This is a genomic window from Herminiimonas sp. KBW02 (assembly GCF_003852535.1).
GTDB lineage: Bacteria > Pseudomonadota > Gammaproteobacteria > Burkholderiales > Burkholderiaceae_D > Oxalicibacterium.
On record NZ_QAJP01000008.1, the window covers coordinates 106339 to 128264 of the forward strand.

Consider the following 21926-nt stretch of genomic DNA (forward strand, 5'->3'; position numbering starts at 1 on the left):
GACTATGCAGAAAATTTAAGTGCGTTCGTCTTTTACTTCAGTGATACCACCTTCGATGATGATATCGCTGCGGCCTTGCGATTGCTGATAGGCGTAACGTTCTGCGGCAAAGCGCGCTTTCGCTGCCTTGCGTTTCTTGAACAACAGCACAGGAATCAGCAACCAGCTCAACAACAGCACGGTCACGACGACGAGCAATCCTACGGCAAGCACCAGCCCCAACACCAGCCACGCGATCAGACGCGAGAAAAATCCACCGGATTGATGACGGCGGAAGACTTGTTGCCAATTTTGAGCCTGCTGGCTGAAGAAGAAAGATGCCATAGTTGTAATCACTCCTGTCTCTGTAGTATACGCCAATTCAGCGCTAACGATATCTTTTGAACCTGGGCGTTGCGAGTTTGGCCCACCCACGGCGCTATGCGTATGGGATGATAGATAGCGCTTTTGCGTAAAAATTCAATATCGGCGCGGATAAATTCTTAGAAATCACTGCGAAAACCGCAAAAAACATGGTCATCCAGCCCCCAAATTATCCTTTTCACACCGGTTTGCGCTTTAATCCTGCTCAGGCGCTACGGTAAATCAGCGCCACCGCTTCCGCCGCTATGCCCTCTTCACGCCCCAGGTAACCCAGCTTTTCATTGGTTTTTGCCTTGATATTCACCTGATCGATGGCAACACCCAGGTCGGCGGCGATATGCGCGACCATAGACGGAATATGTGGCGCCATCTTCGGTTTCTGCGCAATGATGGTCGCGTCCACATTCCCTATGCTGTAACCGGCTGCCGCCACACGCTTGACGGCTTCACGCAGCAGCACGCGCGAGTCAGCGCCTGCAAACTCCACTGCGGTATCCGGGAAATGACGGCCGATATCTCCCAATGCCGCCGCCCCGAACAAGGCATCCGTAATCGCGTGCAACAGCACATCTGCATCGGAATGACCGAGCAAGCCGGTACTGTGCGGTATCGTCACGCCACCTATGATCAGCTTGCGACCCGCTACCAGTGCGTGACAATCGTAGCCCTGGCCGATACGGAAAGGCAGACCTGCGCTCTGGGAAACACTCATACAAATCCTTTTAAATAAAGTTCTGCCAATGCCACGTCATGCGGCAAAGTCACCTTGAAATTCCTGGCGTCGCCTTCGACCAGCCTGGGCTGCAAGCCCAGCGCTTCGATGGCGCTCGCTTCATCCGTTACTGCCGTTGCCTGCTCAAGCGCATGCAACAGCAAGCCGTAACGGAACATTTGCGGCGTCTGCGCCGCCCACAGGCGATCACGCGTGACGGTTTGTTCCACCCGCCCTTCCGCACCGGCACGCTTCAGGGTATCCACCACCGGTACCGCCAGCAAGCCGCCGACCTCATCATCCTGCAGGATATTAATCAGTTTATCGATCAAGCCTATGCTCAGGCCCGGACGCGCGGCATCGTGCACCAGCACCCAGTCATCGTCATTGATCTCCCCACGCATGGCGCGCAAACCATTCAGCACCGACTGATGCCGCGTCGCACCGCCAACACCCAGTACCGTGGTGTAGGAGTCGTCATGCAGGCTGGCCATGGTCGCGTCGATATAACCATCCTCGGCGCTGACGACGACAAAGGTATGCGCTATCGCATCGGCCCGGGAAAAAGTGTCCAGCACATGGCGCAGCATCGGCTTCCCGGCTATCTGCACATATTGTTTGGGTATCTTTTCACCCATGCGCGCGCCGACGCCGGCGGCAGGAATCAGGGCAAAATAACGGGATGAGCTCATGTTCTGGTCTTGGGAAGATGCGTGGGTGCGCTCATTATTATGGGGCTATCCCTTATGGATTGCGCACGCGCCCGACGGGAGGAAGGGCTTGGTTTATAATCTCATCATAATTTTTCACTGTCAAATGAAGTGCCCGCAGGCAAGTCAGCGGCTACTTTTTGACCACCCTGACATTTTTAATGTCGCTATTTGATGTCATTCGACCTAAAAAAATCACTTCCCAAGCCCGCTACGCGTTTTGTTCTGCCCCCGGTACACGGTTCGGCGGATGCCTATGTATTGGCGCAAGCCGCAGCTGAACTTAAATCGCAGAAACGCATGTTAACGGTCGTCGTGGCGAATGCCAGCGACGCGCAACGCCTGTTGGCAGAAATCCCCTGGTTCGGCAAAGAACCGAACGATCTGCGCTGCCATTTGTTGCCGGACTGGGAAACCCTGCCCTACGACGCATTTTCACCGCATCAGGATCTGGTTTCCGAGCGTCTGGCGACGCTGTATGAAGTCCTGAACGGCCACTGCGACGTCCTGATCGTACCGGCGACTACAGCGCTGGTGCGCATGGCGCCGCCCGCCTTCCTCGCGTCCTACACCTTCTTCTTCAAGCAAGGTGAGACGCTGGACGAAGCCAAGCTGAAGGCGCAGCTGCAACTGGCTGGTTACAGCCCGGTCAAGCAAGTGATGTCGCCCGGTGAATATTCGGTGCGCGGCGGCCTGATCGATATCTATCCTATGGGTTCGGTACTGCCGTATCGTATCGACCTGTTCGGCGACACCATAGACAGCATCCGCACCTTTGATGCCGATACGCAGCGCTCGCTGTATCCGGTCAAGGAAGTGCGCCTGTTACCGGCACGCGAATTCCCGATGGACGAAGAAGCGCGCACCGCTTTCCGCGGTCGCTGGCGCGAAGTGTTCGAAGGCGATCCTAGCCGCTCGGTGATATACAAAGACATAGGCAGCGGCATTGCGTCTGCCGGTATTGAATACTATCTGCCGCTCTTCTTTGAACAAACGAATACGCTGTTCGACTACCTGCCGGGCGATGCCACCTTCGCGCTGGTAGGCGATATAGAAGCGGCGATCAAACGCTTTTGGGACGATACCCAATCGCGCTACCGCTTCCTCAAGTCAGACCGTGAACGCCCTATCCTCGCGCCGGAACAAATCTTCCTCAGCGATGAAAACTTCTTCACGCTGGCCAAACCGTTTGGCCGCTGGGTGATACAGAACGAAGATGTCGCGTCCGAGTTGTCTGCTCCGTTACCGAATATCGCCGTAAATCGTCGTGCCGACGATCCGCTGGTCAATCTGCGTGCTTACCTGCTGCAAACCGACAAGCGCGTGATGATCTGCGCGGAAAGCAATGGTCGTCGCGAAACCTTGCAGCAGTATTTCAATGAATATGATTTAGCACTGGCGCCGACCGAAGGTTTTGCCGACTTCAGCACCGCATCCGCCAAACTCATGCTGGGCGTCGCGCCCATGCATGCCGGTTTCGAGCTGGGTAATGCGCTTGGCGGCCTCGCTTTCATTACCGAAACCGAGTTGTACGCAGGCTCCGGTCGTCGTGTCGGCAGCAAGAAGCAGGAAGGCGCAACCCAGGTCGAATCGATGGTGCGCGACCTGTCCGAACTCAAAATCGGCGATCCTGTGGTGCACGTCAATCACGGTATAGGCCGCTATATGGGCCTGACCAGTATGGATCTGGGCGAAGGTGAAACTGAATTCCTGCACCTGGAATACGCGAAAGACACCAAGCTGTATGTACCGGTATCGCAGCTGCATGTGATCTCGCGCTACTCCGGTGCCTCGCCGGAAGATGCACCGCTGCACGCGCTTGGCTCGGGCCAGTGGGAAAAAGCCAAACGTCGCGCTGCTGAAAAAATCCGCGATACCGCAGCCGAACTCCTGAACCTGTACGCCCGCCGCGCACTGCGCGAAGGCCATAGCTTTGAGTATTCGGCGCATGACTACCAGGCCTTTGCCGAAAGCTTCGGCTTTGAAGAAACCGCCGACCAGGCTGCCGCCATCAACTCGGTCATCAAAGACATGACCAGCGGCAAACCGATGGATCGCCTGATTTGCGGTGATGTCGGCTTCGGCAAGACAGAAGTCGCATTGCGCGCCGCCTTCGTCGCCGTACTCGGCGGCAAACAGGTCGCGATCCTGGCACCGACCACGCTGCTGGCGGAACAACATGCGCAAACTTTCGCGGATCGCTTTGCCGACTGGCCGGTGCGTATCGCCGAACTGTCGCGCTTCCGTACCGCGAAAGAAGTCACACAAGCCATCAAGGGTATGGCTGACGGCACGATAGATATCGTGATCGGCACGCACAAGCTGCTGTCCGGCGATATTAAATTCTCGCGCCTCGGCCTCGTCATCATCGACGAAGAGCACAGGTTCGGCGTGCGTCAGAAAGAAGCGTTGAAAGCCTTGCGCGCCGAAGTCGATGTACTGACACTGACCGCCACCCCTATCCCGCGTACGCTGGGTATGGCACTGGAAGGTTTGCGTGATTTTTCCATCATCGCCACCGCACCGCAAAAGCGCCTGGCGATCAAAACCTTCGTCCGCAGTGAAAACGATTCCGTCATACGTGAAGCCTGTCTGCGCGAACTGAAGCGTGGCGGCCAGGTGTACTTCCTGCACAATGAAGTAGAGACCATCCAGAACCGCAAGGCCATGCTGGAAGAGCTGATGCCGGAAGCGCGCATAGGCGTTGCGCACGGCCAGCTGCACGAGCGTGATCTGGAACGCATCATGCGTGACTTCGTGGCACAGCGTTTCAACATCCTGCTGTGTACGACGATTATTGAAACCGGTATCGACGTCCCGACTGCCAACACCATCATCATGCACCGCGCCGATAAATTCGGTCTGGCCCAGCTGCATCAACTGCGTGGTCGCGTCGGTCGTTCGCATCATCAGGCTTATGCTTATTTGCTGGTGCACGATGTGCAAGGCCTGAGCAAGCTGGCGCAACGTCGTCTCGACGCGATCCAGCAAATGGAAGAGCTGGGCAGTGGCTTCTATCTGGCCATGCACGATCTGGAAATTCGCGGCGCCGGTGAAGTACTGGGCGACAATCAATCCGGCGAAATGAGCGAGATCGGCTTCCAGCTCTATTCAGACATGCTGAATGAAGCCGTACGTTCGCTGAAAAACGGCAAGGAACCGGATCTGGCCGCCCCTCTGGCCAGCACCACCGAAATTAATCTGCACGTACCTGCTCTCTTGCCGAACACCTATTGCGGTGACGTCCATGAACGCCTGTCCATCTATAAGCGCCTGGCTAACTGCAAAACCGCAGATGCCATCAACGATTTGCAGGAAGAACTGATCGATCGTTTTGGTAAACTGCCGGACGCAGCACAGGCATTGGTGGAAACGCATCGTTTGCGGGTTGCCGCCATTCCGGTTGGCATCATCAAGATAGATGCGCATGCGGAATCGGCGACATTGCAGTTCGAACCTAACCCGCCTATCGATGCGATGCGTATCATAGAGTTGATCCAAAAGAATCGTCATATAAAATTGAACGGCCAGGATAAATTGCGTATCACTGCAAATATGCCGGATCTGGCTGCACGCGTAGGGCAGATCAAAAACACCATCCGTGCCCTGCTTAACTAAACTGACTGACTTATGAATCTGATCCTGCAAGGCCTCAGCACCCAACGCCACATCGTCGAACAAATCGCCGAACTGGCACGTCCGCGCTCTATCGTTGCGATCGGCGAGCACGCTTACCGCTGCCTGGACTGCAGCTACAACGATGAAGTGAAGTCACAAATCGATATCGCTGCCTGGGCTGCCAAACTGGATTACGCCTTCATCGAACGCAGCCGTTCGCTATCCGATTTCAAGCTGGTCGCGATGGATATGGATTCCACGCTGATCACCATCGAGTGCATCGATGAAATCGCCGATATGCAGGGTCTGAAACCGCAAGTTGCAGAAATCACCGAAGCCGCGATGCGCGGCGAGCTGGAATTCAAGGAAAGCCTGACCCGCCGCGTCGCCTTGCTCAAAGGCCTGGATGCCAGCGCCCTGCAACGCGTCTACGACGAACGTTTGCAGCTGTCGCCAGGTGCAGAAAAGATGCTGCAGGGCTTGCAGGCACTCGGCATGAAGAGCCTGCTGGTGTCCGGTGGCTTTACCTACTTCACAAATCGCATGAAGCAACGCCTGCAACTCGATTACACGCATTCGAATCAGCTGGAAATCATCGACGGCAAACTGACCGGTAAAGTCATAGGCGGCATCGTCGATGGCGAGGAAAAGAAACGGACGGTAGCGCGCGTCTGCCAGGAACTGGACATCTCGCCCGAGCAAAGCATCGTCATGGGTGATGGTGCGAACGACCTGAAAATGATGAGCATTGCTGGCTTGTCGGTTGCTTTCCGCGCCAAACCAATCGTCCGCGCGCAAGCCGACATTGCGTTGAATTTCGTTGGCCTGGACGGCATCCTCAACCTGTTTCACAAGTAAGTACGCAAGTAAATGCGTATCACATCGCAAAAGTTGATCCAGGGAACTTTGTAGTCATTCAGCCATCTTAATGCTGTGCATATAGCTAAGGACACGCCATGAACCAAGACCTCGTTTTAGACAGTTCATTGCAATCCGCAAAGAACCTGGCCTGGTGGTTATACCTGGGCCATGCTGCCAGCCTGGTATTTTCGCTGGGTGCATTTTCCTTTATCCCGCTGATCATCAATTACGTCAAACGGGAAGACGCGGCCAACACCTTTGTCTACAGCCATCACAGCTGGCAAATCCGCTCTTTCTGGTGGTATCTGGTCTGGATGGCCGTAGGCGGCCTCTTGTTCATGACCATCATCGGCATCCCGGCTGCCTTCCTCTTGTGGACTGTGGCGTGGATCTGGAAGCTATATCGCCTGATCAAAGGCATCGTCGACCTGAACGATAACAAGCCCATGCCTTAAGACGGCACTGGTCATAAAAAAAGCGTCCATACGGACGCTTTTTTATTTCCTGCCCCTGCCTAGGCAGTAGCAAGCTCAGTCTCCTCCTTCAACAAAGGTAATACCGGATTCCAGCAAGCCAGGCGTTCCCCATTGACTGAAATCACTTGCGGCTTCTCGCGCGTGCATTGCTGTTGCGCATTGCTGCAACGTGGCGCAAAGCTGCAGCCCGGCGGCAAAGCCGACAAGTCGGGAGGTGAACCCGGCACCGCCAGCAAAGGCTTACCGCGATTCTCGGTACCCACTGTCGACGCCAGCAAACCCGCTGTGTACGGATGACGCGGGCTATGCACGATGCCAGCCACCGAGTTTTCTTCGACGATGCGGCCACCGTACATCACGGCTATCTTATCCGCGACCTCGACCGCTGCGCCGATATCGTGGGTGACAAAAATCACCGACATACCGGTTTCCTTTTGCAGTTCACGCAGCAGCAACAGGATCTGGATTTGCACTGTCGCATCCAGTGCCGTCGTCGGTTCATCGGCCAGCAAGAGCTTGGGCTTGCACGCCAGTGCCAGCGCAATCATTGCGCGCTGGCGCATACCGCCGGATAACTCATGCGGATATGCATCGTAGCGACGACGTGCCTGCGGTATCTGCACCCGTTCCAGCATCTGCAAGGCACGCTGCATCGCCGTACGGTGATCAACGGCTTCATGCGCACGTATCGCTTCGGTGATCTGCTGTCCTATCGTGTACACCGGATCGAAAGCCAAACCCGGTTCCTGAAACACCATCGAAGTCGTACCACCTCGATACGCGTCCAGCTCACGGCCTTGCAGTGCCAGCACATCCATGCCATCCACTTCCATGCTGCCGCTGATGCGCGAGGTACGCAACGGATGCAGGCGCAGCAAAGTACGCAGGGTCACACTCTTGCCGGAACCGGATTCACCCAGCAAACCCAACACCTCCCCCGCCTGCAAATCAAAACTGATTTTATCCAGCGCGTGTGCACGTCGATTACCGACAAACTCCACTGTCAGGTCACGTACCGATACCAAAGGTTTACTCATGCTGCCACCTCCATCAAGGTTTGCGTGTGACCGGACTGCGGATCATTCATGTGACAGGCGACGGTATGTGCCGTATTACCATCAGCCGCCATCAATGCCGGCACCTGCGCTGCACACACCGCTTCCGCATGCGGACAACGTTCTCGGAAACGACATCCGCTGGGCGGATTGATAGGATTCGGCGGATCACCGCTGAGCGGCGTATGTTGCGTACGGTTGGCCGGGTCCATAGAAGGGACCGCAGACAGCAAGGCACGCGTATAAGGATGGCGCGAGTTGCCGTAGATATCTTCTACCGGCCCCATCTCCACTACCTGCCCCATATACATCACCATCACTTCATCGCTGATGTAATGCACCACATGCAAATCATGTGAAATGAAAAGATAAGTCAGGTCATGTTCCGCCTTCAGCTCCTGCAACAGATTCAATACCTGTGCCTGCACCGATTTATCCAGTGCCGCAACGGCCTCATCCAGGATCACCAGACGCGGTTCGAAAGCCAGTGCGCGGGCGATATTGACGCGCTGACGCTGACCACCTGACAACTCATGCGGATAACGTGACGCAAACAGCTCTGGCCTGAGCCCGACGCGTGCCAGCAAGGCGTGCGCGCGCTCGGTTGCTTGCGCCTTGGAGACACCATGCGCCTGCGGACCATAAGCGACGGTCTCGCTAATGGTCAGGCGCGGGTTGAGCGAGGCAAAGGAATCCTGAAACACCATTTGCAGGTTGCGCCGGAATTCCTTGAATTCGAGGCCACCAAATTCAGCCACGCCTTCGCCGTCAAAAATCATGCTGCCGCTATCCGGATTAACCAGGCGTGCGATCAGCCGTGCCGTGGTCGATTTGCCGCAACCGGATTCACCGACGATGCCCAGCGTCTTGCCCTTGGCGACCGAGAAGCTGACGCCATCGACAGCGTGCACGAATTTGCGTTCACGCTGGAACATGTCACCGCGCACCGGGAAGTATTTTTTTAAATCCCTGATCATCAACAGTGGTTGCGCAGGGCCGCCTCTATCTGTTGAACTCAGGTTTACAGTTTCTTGTTTCATCGGCGTATATCCATAGCAGAACGCACACCATCAGCCAGCAGGTTGAAGCCGATGGACGTGATAAAAATCAACAAGCCCGGCAAAGCCGCGACCCACGGATTACGGAAGATGGCCGAACGCAATGTATTCAGCATCAGGCCCCATTCAGGCTCTGGTGGTTTGACACCGAGGCCGAGGAAGGACAAACCTGCTGCCAAAATCATGCTGACGCTGAGCAAACCGGTCGCATACACAAATACCGGTCCCAGCACATTGCCCAGCACGTGCACACGAATAATCGAAAACGCGCTGGCGCCACTCATGCGTGCCGCTTCGATGTAATCCAGCTTGCGCACCTGGGTCGTTACGCTTTCTGCCACACGCACCACCTGCGGCACGAAGACCAGTGTCAGCGCGAGTATGCTATTCGTCATGCCGGGCCCCAGCGCGCCGGAGATGGCCACTGCCAGCAGCACCGACGGGAAGGCATAGAACACGTCCAGCACGCGCATGATGACCATATTCACGCGTCCGCCTACATAGCCCGCCAGCAAGCCGATAGAAGTACCGATGCCAAAGGCTGCCAGCACTGGCGTTACCCCCATCAGCAGGGACAGGCGGCCGCCGTGCATCAGGCGACTCAACATATCGCGCCCCAATTCATCGGTGCCGAGCAAATAACCTTCACTGCCTATCGGCAGCAGGCGCTTGATCATGCTGCCCTTGTACGGGTCCATCGGTGCCAGCCATGGTGCGAACACGGCCGCGCATACAATCAGGAACACCACCAGCGCCGCCGTCATCGCGACCGGATCGCGCATCAGCTGGCGCAGGACCTTGCTCCAGTAACCACGCGCCGGCGTCGGCATAACGGGGACCGCGACTTGCGGTGCAAAATTCAAAGAGAAAGCCATAGTCAACGTCCCATACGTGGATCAAGCAGCGGTTGCAGGATATCGACGATCAGATTCAAGCCGACAAAGAACATGCACAGCACCAGGATCGTGCCTTGTAGTAGCGGCATGTCGCGCTGGAAGATGGCGGTATTCAGCAGGAAGCCGGTACCCGGCCACGCGAACACGGTTTCCACCAGGATGGAGCCGCCCATCAGATAACCGATCTGCAAACCCGCCACTGCCAGCACGGTCGGTGCCGTGTTCTTGGCGATGTGACGGAAGATGGCACGATTGCTCAGGCCGCGGGCGCGCAAGGCGATCACGAATTCCTGTTCCAGCATGTCGGCCACCAGCGCCCGCACGGTGCGCGTAATGATGCCCATCGGGATCACTGCCAGCGTGATCGCAGGTAGTATCAAATGGCGTATATGTTCGTAGTCCCACAGCCACTCGGATGAGCCGCCTGGCCCTGCCCCCATCGCCGGGAACCAACCCAGCCAGATGGAAAAAATAATCGTTAATACCAGACCCAGCCAATAGTGCGGCACGCTCACGCCTATGACGGACAGGAAGGTGGCAATGCGGTCTATCCAGCCGCCGTGCCAGTAACCGGCCAGCGCACCCAGTACACAGCCGAACAGCACACCGATGAAACCAGCCACACCAGCCAGCAGCAGCGTATTGCTGACAGCACTCATGACTTCGGTCACCACCTGGCGACCGGATGCAATGGAGGTACCCAGATCACCCTGCACTGCACGCAGCAACCACATGCCGTATTGCACCGGCACCGGTTTATCGAGACCGTAAGCGCTCTTCAGTGCGGCAATCACATCGGCCGGTGCATCCGCCGGAGCAATCGCATTCAAAGGATCGCCAGGCGCCAGATATACCAGCATGAAAGACAATACCGTCACGCTCAGCGCAATCGGAATGGCATACAGCAAACGCTTCAAAATATAGGAAAACATGGACAACTTTCAGTGATACAGAAAGGTTGGACGAGGCGCCAGCGCCCCGCCCTTCACGCTTTGTTACATACGGATCGTGGTCAGATCCTGGAACCAGTGTTGAGCCTGGATAAAGCCCTTCACTTTTGGCGAAATCACGTGCGGATTGACGTCATGTACAACCCACAGCATCAACGCATCGTCGACCATCGCCTGATGCACTTGCGCCAGCAGTTTGTCCTGCGTCTTGACGTCGAAGGTGGTGCGGATCTGATCCAGCTCTGCATCTACTTTCGGATTCGACCAGCCGCCCCAGTTCACGCCGTTCGGTGCGACATAACGGCTGTCAGCAAAACGGGTGAGTGCATAGAACGGATCAGCCGTCACATAACCAAGGTTGATCGCGGTGATGCCTTTACCCGCGTTGATATCGCCCTTGGCGCCACTACGCCAGTGCAGGTACAGGGTTTCCAGTTCCACTACTTCAAACTGCACCTGGATGCCGATTTCCGCGAGGCTTTGCTGGATGTACTCATTCATAGGCAAGGACAACATCTGGCCGGTACCACCTTGTGCGATCACAATCTTCGCTTTCAGTGGCTTGCTTGGGCTGTAACCGGCTTGCGCCATCAGGGCACGTGCAGCAGCGAGGTCATACTTGATTTTGAACGTCGGCTTGCCGAACCAGGGGCTGGTCGGATCGAGCTGACCATAAGCAGGCACTGCCAGGCCATTCATCAAGGCCACGATACCGCTGCGATCCACTGCCAGATTGGCCGCTTTACGCACACGGATGTCGGTCCATGGCGAACCAGGCTGGGTGCTGAAGTGGTAAGGCCAGACATGCGGCGTCACATTGGTCACCAGTTTGAAGCCCGAGCTTTTCAGTTGCGGCAACACATCTGGTGGTGGCGTTTCGATGATATCGACCTGACCATTCAACAAGGCATTGGCACGGGTCAGCGCATCAGGAATCGGCAACAGGATCACGCGATCGGTTTGTGCCAGACGTGATTTATCCCAGTAACCGGCATTTTTAACCAGTTCAGCACGTTCGCGCGGCACCAGTTTGTCCAGTTTGAATGGACCGGTACCCGATGCTTGCGACGCAAATTTATTCCAGTCGCGGCCGACTTTTTCCCATTGTGCCGGGCTGGAAATCAGGAACCATGGCAATTGGTAAGGAAACAGCGCATCGACTTCCTTGGTCGTGATTTCTACCGTGTTGTCATTGACCTTGCGATACGAGACGATGGATGGAATGCGCGGACGTACTTGCGCACTTTGCTTGGCATCGAACTGCGGTGATTTGTCATTCAGAACCTTATCCAGATTCCACACCACAGCGTCTGCCTTGAAGTCAGAACCGTCATGGAACTTCACGCCCTTGCGCAGCGTGAACAACCATTTCTTTTGATCCTTGGGATCAACCTTCCACTCTGTTGCAAGACCAGGAATCAACTTGCCCGGACGTGTACCGATGTTCGCTTCCCATGCGATCAGCGGATCGTAAATTGTGTGACCTGTAAATTGATAAGCACCAGCACCGCGATCCGGCTGGCCTGTAGTCAGCGGAATATCCGCCATCGAGATCCCGTAACGGGCCACTGTTTCGGCATGTACTCCCGAATGCAGTGCCAGCGCGACCGGAACCACCATCAACCATCGTGCAACCCATTTATCCAACGCCATAAAAATCTCCCAGTAAATAGCCACCAAAACAATGTGACATGACAGAGATAAGCACGTGGCATGCCAACCCTTGTCTGCGCGGAAGATTGCACTCTGATAAGTGCGCTAAGCCCTTCATTACACTGAGCAATTTTCGTACGCGGTATGGATAGAGCATCTGGCCGCCTGCACGCAATCCAGATGCGCTGGTTTGTGCAGGAGAAAACAAAATTGCGCTATCTTGGGGGCATGCTTTGGTGCAAGGATGCACAGGGGATTTAATAGGTGCGCACAATAAAAAAGCACCCGTTTGGGTGCTTGTTGTACTGCGGTAGTGCGTAGACCGGACTATGCCTGCATCGCCTTGAACGCCTGCTCGATATCGGCGATCAGGTCCTGCGGATCTTCCAGTCCGATATTCAGGCGGACCAACTGCCCCTGATGCGGCCAGTTCTGCCGCATATGCTGCATGCGATACGGTACCGCCAGGCTGTGTACCCCGCCCCAGCTGAAACCGATTTTGAAAAGTTGCAGGCTGTCGACAAAGCGATCCGTCTGCGCTTCACTGTAACGCGGATCGAAGATGACGGAGAACAAACCACCGGCGCCGCTGAAGTCACGCTGCCAGAGCGCATGCCCAGGGCACTCAGGCAAAGCCGGATGCAGAACCGCAGCGATCTCCGGTCGTGCCTGCAACCATGTAGCCACGGTACGCGCAGCTGCATCATGTGCTTCAAAGCGCAGCTTCATGGTCGGCAAGCTGCGCAAGACCAGATACACATCATCCGCCGCCACACCGAAACCGAGACGCATATGCGCGGTTTCCAGTTTCTGGTTCAAGGCCTTGTCCTGCGTAATCACCGCGCCCATCAAGATATCCGAGCCGCCGGACTGATATTTGGTCAGGGCTTGCATGATGATGTCCACGCCCAGCTCGAAACCGCGCAAGGCCAGACCGGCGGACCAGGTATTGTCCAGCGCAACCAGCACACCCCTGGCATGCGCCACACGGCAGATCGCAGGCAAGTCCGGCACTTCCATCGACACCGAACCCGGCGCTTCGGTCCAGATCAGACGTGTATTCGGCTGAATCAGTTCAGCGATGCCGCTGCCTATCAGCGGATCGTAATAGCGTGCGGTGATACCGAAATCCTGCTGCAACCAGTTGGCCAGCTCGCGGTTCGGGTTATAGACGTTATCGGGGATGAGTACATCGTCACCGCTTTTGAGAAAAGCGAAATCGACGAGGGCAATTGCGGCCAGCCCGCTCGGCGCGAGTACGCAGTGCTTGCCGTCCTCTATCGCGGCGAGTCGTGCTTCCAGCGTGAAGGTCGTCGGCGTGCCGTGCAGGCCGTAGGTGTAGGCGTTCTTATCCTGCCAGTTGCGCGAGCGCATACTGGCGACATCCTTGAACAGAACCGTGGATGCGTGATGAATAGCTTGCGGCAGTGCCGAGAATCCGTCCGGAGCGCGATAGTCATTGTGAATCAATGCCGTCTGTAACGTAGGTCGGTCAGTCACGCGCGCTCCCGGAGGTGAATTATGGTTTGGCGGTATTGCTTGCAGCTTTCTTGGCAGCGTGCGCTGGTGCGGCGGCAGGCTTTTGCACCACGGCTTTCAAGGTAAATGGTTTGGTGATCGTGCCATCGGCAGACATCCAGCTACCCACCAGGCTGTCGCCTTCCAGCTTGCCATCCCATTGTCCGGAGATGTTAGTACCGTTTTCCGACTCTTCCATGAAGAGCTGGTCGCCTTCGATTTCACCTGCCAGCAGGATTTTGTGCGAGTTACCGAAGATGAAGTACTCACCTTCTATGCCTTCATCAATATCTGCTTTAGGGCGGATATTAACTTGCACATTGATGTCGCCGACCACGCCACGGAAAAATACCGGTTTGTGGAACAGCGCCGGTACGTTGCTGCCTGCTGCTGCAGTTTGTGCAGCAGGTGCTGCTACTTGTGCAGATGCGCCAGTGCTGACAGCAGCCAGCGCGATCAGGGTACTCAGTAATACTTTTTTCATCATGCTTCAGCCCACAGGTCATGTGCATCAGCGCCGGTGATTTTGACGTCGATGAATTCACCGACTTTCAATTTCAGATGCGGCTCATATGGCGGCTTGACGTAGACCACGCCATCGATTTCCGGTGCATCAGCAGCTGAACGTGCAACACCACCATTGCGATTGACTTCATCCACCAGTACACGCATGGTCTTGCCGACTTTGGCTTGCAGGCGCTTCTTCGAAATTTCTTCCTGCAGCAACATGACACGGCCACGACGCTCTTCGCGCACCTCTTCCGGCACTGCATTCGGCAAGTCGTTGGCGGTCGCGCCTTCTACCGGCGAATAGGCAAAGCAGCCAAGGCGGTCAATTTCGGCTTCTTTAAGGAAGTCGAGCAGGTATTCGAATTCGGCATCGGTCTCGCCCGGGAAACCGGCGATAAAGGTGGAACGTATCGTCAGGTCCGGGCACATTGCGCGCCATGCCTGGATGCGTTCGATGTTCTTTTCGCCACTGGCCGGACGCTTCATGCGTTTCAGTACATCCGGATGCGCGTGCTGCAGCGGCACATCGAGGTAAGGCAGGATTTTGCCTTCGGCCATCATAGGGATGATGGCGTCCACGTGCGGATATGGATAAACATAGTGCAGACGAACCCACGCGCCGTATTGCTTGGCCAGTTCGCCCAGCGCTTCGACCAATTGCGTCATATGGGTTTTGACCGGCTTGCCGTTCCAGAAACCCATGCGAAATTTCACATCCACGCCATAGGCGCTGGTGTCTTGTGAAATCACCAGCAATTCCTTGACGCCAGCCTTGAACAGGTTTTCCGATTCCAGCATGACATCGGCGATAGGACGCGATACCAGATCGCCACGCATAGACGGGATGATGCAAAAACTGCAACGATGGTTACAGCCTTCGGAAATTTTCAGATAAGCAAAATGCTTGGGTGTCAGCTTGATACCCTGTGCCGGCACCAGATCGATGAACGGCGCGTGCGGCTTGGGCATGTGTTTATGCACCGCATCCATGACTTCACCCAGTGCATGCGGGCCGGTAACGGCCAATACTTTAGGATGGACTTTCTGGATGATGTCGTCGCCGTCGGCGTCTTTTTTTGCACCAAGGCAACCTGTGACGATAACTTTACCGTTTTCATTCAGCGCTTCGCCGATGGCGTCCAGCGATTCCTGCACGGCGGCATCGATAAAACCGCAAGTATTGACGATGACCAGATCTGCACCGTCGTAAGACTTGGCAGTGTCATAACCTTCAGCGCGCAGCTGGGTAAGGATTTGTTCTGAGTCGACCAGGGCTTTCGGACATCCGAGGGAAACGAAGCCGATTTTTGGGGTTACTTGTGTAGCATTGGTCATGGCTGAGGCGGGCAAAAAGCTGGCGTTAGAAGCGAAGCCGCTATTGTACCCTTTTGCCTGCCACGCCCGCCACTCGGCATGGTGCGAGCGGCAGTAAGGTCTTACTTGTTGTTTTTATCGCCAGGCGGTGGCGCTGGCGGTGCAAACGGGAAAGCGCCGAACATGTTTTTCGACTGAGTCTGCATTTGTTCCTGCATTTGTACGAACAGGCTTTTGCTTTGCTCAATGTAGTTGCTCATCATGCCTTGCATGATAGGACCCTGCACGTTCATGAACTGGGTCCACATCTCCGGACTGAAAGGCTTGCCTTCGTACAGGTCCTTGGAGTTTTCAGTGAGCTTGTTCTGGATATCGATGAAAGCCTGGATGTTTTTTTCCAGGTAGGAGCCCATCATGCCCTGCATTGCGTGACCGTAGTAACGAATGATTTGCGACAAGGCTGCGCTGGAGAACATAGGCGAGCCATTGGCTTCCTCTTCCAGGATGATCTGCAACAGGATGCTACGCGTCAAATCTTCATCAGTCTTAGCATCGAGCACGGAGAACTGCTCGCTATCCAGCACCAACTGTTTGACATCGGCGAGCGTGATGTAAGAACTCGTTTGCGTGTCATACAGACGACGGTTTGGATATTTCTTAATCAAGCGATCGGAGATTTTTTTTGTACTCGTCATCAGTCATCCCAACTTATTGCGTCACGACGCGTTTATATCAATCGGCCCAAAAAGCCAACGGAGTCTACCTCGACAATTCATTATAGTGCGAAAAAACAAAGGTTTACGCAACATTACGCGACACCTTGACCTACCTCAAGAAGTACGATTTTCAGGGCCACCTTCCCGCCCCGGCTATTTATGCCGCTTTTGCCTTTACATAACGGCCTGGTGCGGCCTCTATCGGTTTGTATTTGGCATTTCCCAGTTTGCTCCTGGCTTTGACCCGTTCACCGGAATGGCTGACCAGAAATTCGGTCCACGCCGGCCACCAACTGCCCGCCACTTCTTGCGCCCCGGCCAGCCACGACAGCGCATCCAGCCCGTCCTGCCCATCATTGACCCAGTATTGGCGGCGGCTTTTGTCCGGCGGATTGATGACGCCCGCGATATGACCGGCCGCACCGAGTACGAAACGATTCTGTTGCGGCTTTTTGCGATTCAGGATGTTGACTGATTCATATGCACTGGTCCACGGCACGATGTGGTCTTCACGCGAACCATAAATAAAACTCGGCGCATCGATTTGCCGCAAATCGATGGGCTTGCCACCCAACATGAATTTGCCGAATTGCTTGAGGTTGTTTTCCAGATAGGTGTTGCGTACGTACCAGCAATACATGGGGCCCGGCAAATTGGTGCTGTCGGCATTCCAGTACAGCATGTCGAATGGCGCAGGATTCTCGCCTTTCAGGTAATTCGATGCGACGTAGTTCCAGATCAGTTCGTTTGAACGCAGGCTGGCAAAAGCCGCATTGAAGTCCAGCCCTTTCATCAGGCCACCACTGCCTATCTCTTGCTCGATTTCCTTGATCTTGCCCTCATCGATGTACACATCGAGGATGCCGGTATCCGAAAAATCCAGGAAGGTGGTCAGCAAAGTCAGGCTGGCTGCCGGTTCTTCACCGCGTGCGCAAGCCAGCGCCAAAGCATTGGTCAGCATGGTGCCGCCGACGCAAAAACCGAGCACATTGACTTTTTTCTGGCGCGTGATGGCTTGCGCAACATGCATGGCCTGCAATACGCCTTCCTCTATGTAGTCGTTCCAGGTCGCATGCGCAATCGACGCGTCGGCATTGCGCCAGGAAATCAGAAATACGGTATGGCCTTGCCCGACCGCATAACGGACGAAGGAGTTATGCGCCTGCAGATCAAGGATGTAGAACTTGTTAATGCACGGCGGCACCAGCAGCAAAGGTCGCTCGTACACGGTATCGGTCAGCGGCTTGTACTGCAGCAACTGGAACAAGTCATTTTCAAAGACCACCGCACCTTCAGTGATCGCCACATTGCGCCCGACTTCGAAGGCCGTTTCATCACTCTGCGAAATGCGGCCTTTTTGCATATCCTCAAACAAGTGCTTGAGGCCATTGGTCAGACTTGCGCCTTTGGTTTCGATCAGCTTTTGCTGTGCTTCCGGATTGGAAAAGAGGAAATTGGCAGGCGACATCGCGTTCACCATTTGCTCCACGGCGAAGCGTATCTTTTGTTTGGCTTTAGGTGGCAGTTGCACGGCATCAGCCATTGCAGCCAGGAATTTCGCATTCAGCAGGTAGGCTGCGGCATTAAAGGCATGCATGCTGCTTGCCTGCCAGGCCGGAGCGGCAAAGCGCTTATCCGTCAGCGGCGGCAGCTGTGAGTTCAGCATCTGCTGCCACAAGGTCATGAACTGCTGTGCATAGTCACTCTGCAGTTGCGACGCAACCGCCGGATCTATCCCCATGCCAGAGCCAAACATTGGATGCGGGGAAGATTGCTGCTGATTCATGCTCGCTCCTCACTTTTTCGCCATGTTTTCAAGTATCTTTGCGGTTTGCATACAAAGGCCGCAGATATCTATGTACATCGTCGCCATCGCCTGGATCTATGTCGTCTTTATGATGGCGATTACAGAAACCTCAGTCATTGCTGGAATTATGACTTTTTTACTGTACGGTGTCTTGCCCGTTGCAATTATTTTATACGTGATGGGCAGCGGAAGGCGCAAGCGCAAACGTTATGCGCAGGAAATGCAGCGACGCGAGGAACTCCTGAGACGACAGGAAGAAGCGGCGAGCGCGGAACGCCCGCCGGAAGGTTAAGGAAGACAGGCCTAGCGTAGCCAGATCAGGGCCGCCATCCGCCCCGTCACACCATCGCGCCGATAAGAATAAAAACGCTGCGCATCGCTCACGGTGCAGGCATTGCCGCCACTCACCTTGTTTACACCCAGCCGCGCCAGCCGCATGCGCGCCAATTGATAGATATCGGCCAGGTATTTACCGGGCTTATCCGCAATAGCCTTGAACGCCTGCTCCGCTGCGGCATCTTGCGCCACAAAGGCCTGCAATACATCGGCACCGACTTCAAACTGCTGCGGCCCGATTGCCGGCCCCAGCCAGGCATATAAAGTCTCCGCGCCGGCGGCACGCATCTGCGCCACCGTGTTATCCAGCACGCCTGCTGCCAGACCGCGCCAGCCTGCATGCGCAGCCCCGACTGCGCGACCACCGGCATCGGCAAACAGCACCGGCAGGCAGTCCGCCGTCATGATCGCGCACACTACACCGGCTTGCGTGGTGTAACTGGCGTCGGCCTCCGGTGCACCGCTTACCTGCGCCGCATCCACCACCGTGGTGCCATGAACCTGCGTCAGCCACGCCGGCTCAGCCGGTAACTGGCGCCGGATCTGTGCACGGTTATGTTCTACATTGGTCAGTGCATCACCGACATGCACGCCGAGGTTCAGGCCGCCGCCGCCCTGTCCGTCGTCATAAGGTGCAGTGCTGATACCGCAAGGCCGCGTGGTCGCCAGCGCGCCTGTGTGCGGCAGCGAGGTGCCCCATTGCGGGAGTATCAATTCCATAGTCTGCTTGCTTTCCTGTGGGTGTGTAGTCGCGAGGCCTGTATTTTATTACTCATTCCATCTTGCGCCCATCACGAGCGGTGTCTTGCATGACAACAAGCGTATACAAACAAGATTCAAGAGCTTTCCGCTAGGTTTAGCGCCGCCCGAATCAGACAATCCTCAATCAGTTTTCTGCAAGCGGCGACATCGTTCAGATGAACACGCTTAACACTCGCACCATGAATGACGGATACCTATTTTATGTTTAAACATCCAAACAAACACTACCGCCACATATTGCTGAGCAGCCTGTTCACGCTAGCCGGCAACGTACATGCTTTGGACGCTCAAAAAGATGCGCTGGCGCTGCCTGTATGCGCCAATGACCGTTGCGCGGTCGTCAACCAGGAGGGCGTGTTGCTCATGCCTTTCGACAACCATTACGGCAACATCATCGCTGCCGATTATAGGGGCACGGTGTTTGTCGGCGACCAGGACATGTGGCATTTGGTCAGCGCAGACGGGAAAAAGGTCATCAAAGCCAATATCAGCGACCAGCTTGCTCCCCTGACACCCAACTATTTTCGCTTCGGGGCCGATGGCAAAGTGGGCATCATACGCGGTGATGGGAAACGCATTGCAGGACCCGGGTTCGAGTACGTGTATGTCAATAGCAACAACCCCTACATGGTGTATGGGCATAAGGGAAAACAGGGCCTGCTGAATGCGCAGGGAGTAAAAATTACTGACGCGCGTTTCGACAATATTACGTCGCACAATCCGGCCGCCACACGCGCCTCACTGGTCACCGCCAGCAACGACGATGGACAGCTGTGGTTAATCGATCTCAAAACCAATAAGGTATTGCCGACCAAAGCCGCCTCACTGGACCAGGTGCAGGATGGACACCTGGTCGCCCGCTCACAAAACAGAACACAGACAGGACTGGTCAATGAAAAAGGTCAGTTAGTGATAGATCTCAAGTACTACAGCCTGGGCACCCCAGGCGGCGGCCTGGTTTCGTTTCAGGAGCAGAACAACGGTCCTTGCGGTTACCTCAATTATCAGGGCAAGGTCGTCATCACTGCGCAATTCAGCACATGCCTGCCCTTTGGTCAAAAAGAAGCACTGGTACGTGAGAGACTTGCAAACGGAAACGCTGGCAAATTCGGCCCTATCAATCATGAAGGCGCCTGGGTACACCCGCCTTCCTATGACAGGGCGGATCTCGCCGGCCTGAGCGCGCTCGGCTTGCCGACCCAGGTAAAAGGCCTGCTATCCATCGTCGAAATGGAAAGATTTACAGCAAAGTTTGGACTCTACGATACAGACACAGGCAAGGAAATCATGCCGATGCAGTATCAATCGATAGCCGCCATCAGCCCGGACTGGTTTTCCTTCAGCAGCAAGGACTCTCCGCAAGTAAAAGTGCGCTTCATGGGAAGTGAAACCATGATGCCTGCATTAGGCATCATGGATCGCAAGGGCAAACAGCTGGTCGCACCATCCGGCTTCATACACATCAGCCTGGATACCTCTGGTCGCTTTTTCCAGGCACTGACTGGCATAGACAAATACAGCAAAACCGGTCTGTACGACCTCAACGGAAATCTGATCGTGCCGCCCAATTGGGAAATGCTGGATATCGATCAAGGCCACGGCGTGATCAAGGCTTATAACCGCATAGATGACGGCTCTGAAAGCGGGCTGCTGGTACTGCACGCCTTATACAGCCTCCATGGCAAACCCTTGCTAACCGTCAACACGCTGGCCTGCGGTGCGCAGCAGGCACTCAACAGCGCTGGTGCAGTGATATGGCCAGAAGATCCGGAACCATACTGCAGGCAAAAACCATAACGCTGGCCCGCCATGAGGATGCCTCGCATCCTCCCGTTAAACCGCTTTTAAGCCTATACGATTACAGATAATGGAAACACTTGAAGAACTGCGTCTACGCATACAAGCTTGCCGCCGCGACTCCAGAAGGAAACGTACCGAGCTCTCTGACATCGCCTTCTCCCTGGACAACCTGACTTTATCTATCCCCGTCATTCCAAACGAAGTATTTCTTATCTATACCGACATACTGAGTGATGCCGTGCTGTGCGAAAAACCGCATACAGCCAGCTTCATCCCCGCGCTGTTCAGTGACTTTGACAAACTGTCTGCCGCCCAGCAACAGAGCTTGCTGGATATTTTCATACAGCATGCACCGCTGTATCGCAGCCGGATCCTGCAGTTTTCCGTAGGCGATATCATCGCCAGGAAATACTCATGCGATACCGCTATCCGGACATTCAAAAAGATGTGGGAAACGAAAAATCTGCACGCGAGGGATATCGCAATTTTTGGAGCTAATGTACTCTCGCTGACCCTGCCCAGGGAAGGCCGCGAACGCAACGCGTTGCGCCGTTTCGATCAAATAATGAAAATGGGCTCGCCATCGTAAATAGTGAGCCCATCTGCAACCACAAAAAATCAGTCCATCAATAGGTTTTAATACCAGCCCTAGCCACCAGCTCAGCGAAGTCTTCCGGCAATTCAGTTGGCCACGCCGCTGACCGGATGCATCAGGCCCAGACGCCGCGCATGCAAGGCGTTAGTAATGCGTGTGATGGCGTGAGGCTCATATTTCATTACTCATACCCTCTGGCACCAGCCAAGAACAGCC

The 21926-nt window shown here is 55.3% G+C and carries 20 protein-coding genes; 6 read left to right on the forward strand and 14 right to left on the reverse strand.

Features of this window, described 5'->3' with window-relative positions:
* Nucleotides 1-15: 15 nt before the first annotated feature.
* The 3 genes from DBR37_RS13790 to ispD all read right to left on the reverse strand — a co-directional run bounded on the left by DBR37_RS13790 (nucleotide 16) and on the right by ispD (nucleotide 1767).
* The gene (locus tag DBR37_RS13790; protein ID WP_124575064.1) at nucleotides 16-324 is read right to left on the reverse strand and encodes a hypothetical protein; all 309 of its coding nucleotides are present in this window, start codon (nucleotides 322-324) and stop codon (nucleotides 16-18) included.
* 244 nt (nucleotides 325-568) lie between these two features.
* Complete coding sequence (gene ispF / locus DBR37_RS13795; protein WP_124575065.1) at nucleotides 569-1075, reverse strand: 2-C-methyl-D-erythritol 2,4-cyclodiphosphate synthase; 507 nt, start codon at nucleotides 1073-1075, stop codon at nucleotides 569-571.
* Entirely contained in the window at nucleotides 1072-1767 is a 696-nt protein-coding gene (gene ispD, locus DBR37_RS13800) for a 2-C-methyl-D-erythritol 4-phosphate cytidylyltransferase (RefSeq protein WP_124575066.1), read from the reverse strand. The genes ispF and ispD overlap by 4 nt, the downstream gene beginning before the upstream one ends.
* Before the next feature lie 192 nt (nucleotides 1768-1959).
* Between ispD and mfd the strand changes: the two genes are divergently transcribed.
* The 3 genes from mfd to DBR37_RS13815 all read left to right on the forward strand — a co-directional run bounded on the left by mfd (nucleotide 1960) and on the right by DBR37_RS13815 (nucleotide 6719).
* The gene (mfd, locus tag DBR37_RS13805) at nucleotides 1960-5403 is read left to right on the forward strand and encodes a transcription-repair coupling factor (RefSeq protein WP_124575067.1); all 3444 of its coding nucleotides are present in this window, start codon (nucleotides 1960-1962) and stop codon (nucleotides 5401-5403) included.
* Between the two features lie 12 nt (nucleotides 5404-5415).
* Complete coding sequence (gene serB, locus DBR37_RS13810; RefSeq protein WP_124575068.1) at nucleotides 5416-6261, forward strand: phosphoserine phosphatase SerB; 846 nt, start codon at nucleotides 5416-5418, stop codon at nucleotides 6259-6261.
* A gap of 98 nt (nucleotides 6262-6359) precedes the next feature.
* The gene (locus DBR37_RS13815; protein ID WP_124575069.1) at nucleotides 6360-6719 is read left to right on the forward strand and encodes a DUF4870 domain-containing protein; all 360 of its coding nucleotides are present in this window, start codon (nucleotides 6360-6362) and stop codon (nucleotides 6717-6719) included.
* A 59-nt stretch (nucleotides 6720-6778) separates the two neighbouring features.
* Here DBR37_RS13815 and DBR37_RS13820 read toward each other — a convergent pair whose 3' ends face one another.
* From DBR37_RS13820 to DBR37_RS13865, 10 genes are all read right to left on the reverse strand, one after another.
* On the reverse strand, nucleotides 6779-7777 hold the full coding sequence (locus tag DBR37_RS13820) for an ABC transporter ATP-binding protein (protein ID WP_124575070.1): 999 nt from the start codon (nucleotides 7775-7777) through the stop codon (nucleotides 6779-6781).
* Nucleotides 7774-8835: an ABC transporter ATP-binding protein gene (locus tag DBR37_RS13825; RefSeq protein ID WP_124575071.1), complete on the reverse strand. Its 1062-nt coding sequence runs from the start codon at nucleotides 8833-8835 to the stop codon at nucleotides 7774-7776. Before DBR37_RS13825 ends, DBR37_RS13820 begins: the two co-directional genes overlap by 4 nt.
* Complete coding sequence (locus DBR37_RS13830) at nucleotides 8832-9728, reverse strand: ABC transporter permease (RefSeq protein ID WP_124575072.1); 897 nt, start codon at nucleotides 9726-9728, stop codon at nucleotides 8832-8834. The genes DBR37_RS13825 and DBR37_RS13830 overlap by 4 nt, the downstream gene beginning before the upstream one ends.
* Before the next feature lie 2 nt (nucleotides 9729-9730).
* Nucleotides 9731-10681, reverse strand: coding sequence for an ABC transporter permease (locus DBR37_RS13835; protein WP_124575073.1), 951 nt, complete (start codon nucleotides 10679-10681; stop codon nucleotides 9731-9733).
* A 63-nt stretch (nucleotides 10682-10744) separates the two neighbouring features.
* Complete coding sequence (locus tag DBR37_RS13840; protein ID WP_124575074.1) at nucleotides 10745-12352, reverse strand: ABC transporter substrate-binding protein; 1608 nt, start codon at nucleotides 12350-12352, stop codon at nucleotides 10745-10747.
* A 327-nt stretch (nucleotides 12353-12679) separates the two neighbouring features.
* Complete coding sequence (locus DBR37_RS13845) at nucleotides 12680-13852, reverse strand: cystathionine beta-lyase (protein ID WP_124575075.1); 1173 nt, start codon at nucleotides 13850-13852, stop codon at nucleotides 12680-12682.
* 19 nt (nucleotides 13853-13871) lie between these two features.
* Nucleotides 13872-14357 carry a hypothetical protein gene (locus DBR37_RS13850; protein ID WP_124575076.1) on the reverse strand — a complete coding sequence of 162 codons (486 nt, stop codon included), beginning with the start codon at nucleotides 14355-14357 and terminating at the stop codon, nucleotides 13872-13874.
* On the reverse strand, nucleotides 14354-15715 hold the full coding sequence (gene rimO / locus DBR37_RS13855) for a 30S ribosomal protein S12 methylthiotransferase RimO (RefSeq protein WP_124575077.1): 1362 nt from the start codon (nucleotides 15713-15715) through the stop codon (nucleotides 14354-14356). Before rimO ends, DBR37_RS13850 begins: the two co-directional genes overlap by 4 nt.
* A 101-nt stretch (nucleotides 15716-15816) precedes the next feature.
* Nucleotides 15817-16389 carry a polyhydroxyalkanoate synthesis repressor PhaR gene (phaR, locus tag DBR37_RS13860; protein WP_124575078.1) on the reverse strand — a complete coding sequence of 191 codons (573 nt, stop codon included), beginning with the start codon at nucleotides 16387-16389 and terminating at the stop codon, nucleotides 15817-15819.
* A gap of 178 nt (nucleotides 16390-16567) precedes the next feature.
* Nucleotides 16568-18196 (reverse strand): alpha/beta hydrolase, encoded by a 1629-nt coding sequence (locus DBR37_RS13865; protein WP_199739124.1) that lies wholly within the window; start codon nucleotides 18194-18196, stop codon nucleotides 16568-16570.
* 70 nt (nucleotides 18197-18266) lie between these two features.
* Here DBR37_RS13865 and DBR37_RS13870 point away from each other — a divergent pair, with 70 nt between their 5' ends.
* A complete protein-coding gene (locus DBR37_RS13870; protein ID WP_124575079.1) occupies nucleotides 18267-18509 on the forward strand; it encodes a hypothetical protein in 243 nt (80 codons plus the stop codon).
* Between the two features lie 11 nt (nucleotides 18510-18520).
* Here DBR37_RS13870 and pgeF read toward each other — a convergent pair whose 3' ends face one another.
* Entirely contained in the window at nucleotides 18521-19273 is a 753-nt protein-coding gene (pgeF, locus tag DBR37_RS13875; protein WP_124575080.1) for a peptidoglycan editing factor PgeF, read from the reverse strand.
* A 243-nt stretch (nucleotides 19274-19516) separates the two neighbouring features.
* On the opposite strand from pgeF, the gene DBR37_RS13880 reads away from it, so the two are divergent.
* Together DBR37_RS13880 and DBR37_RS13885 are read left to right on the forward strand one after the other, a co-directional pair.
* Nucleotides 19517-21112, forward strand: a complete 1596-nt coding sequence (locus tag DBR37_RS13880) for a WG repeat-containing protein (protein WP_158610252.1) — start codon at nucleotides 19517-19519, stop codon at nucleotides 21110-21112.
* A 70-nt stretch (nucleotides 21113-21182) separates the two neighbouring features.
* Nucleotides 21183-21704: a hypothetical protein gene (locus tag DBR37_RS13885; RefSeq protein WP_124575082.1), complete on the forward strand. Its 522-nt coding sequence runs from the start codon at nucleotides 21183-21185 to the stop codon at nucleotides 21702-21704.
* The last annotated feature ends 222 nt before the right edge of the window (nucleotides 21705-21926 follow it).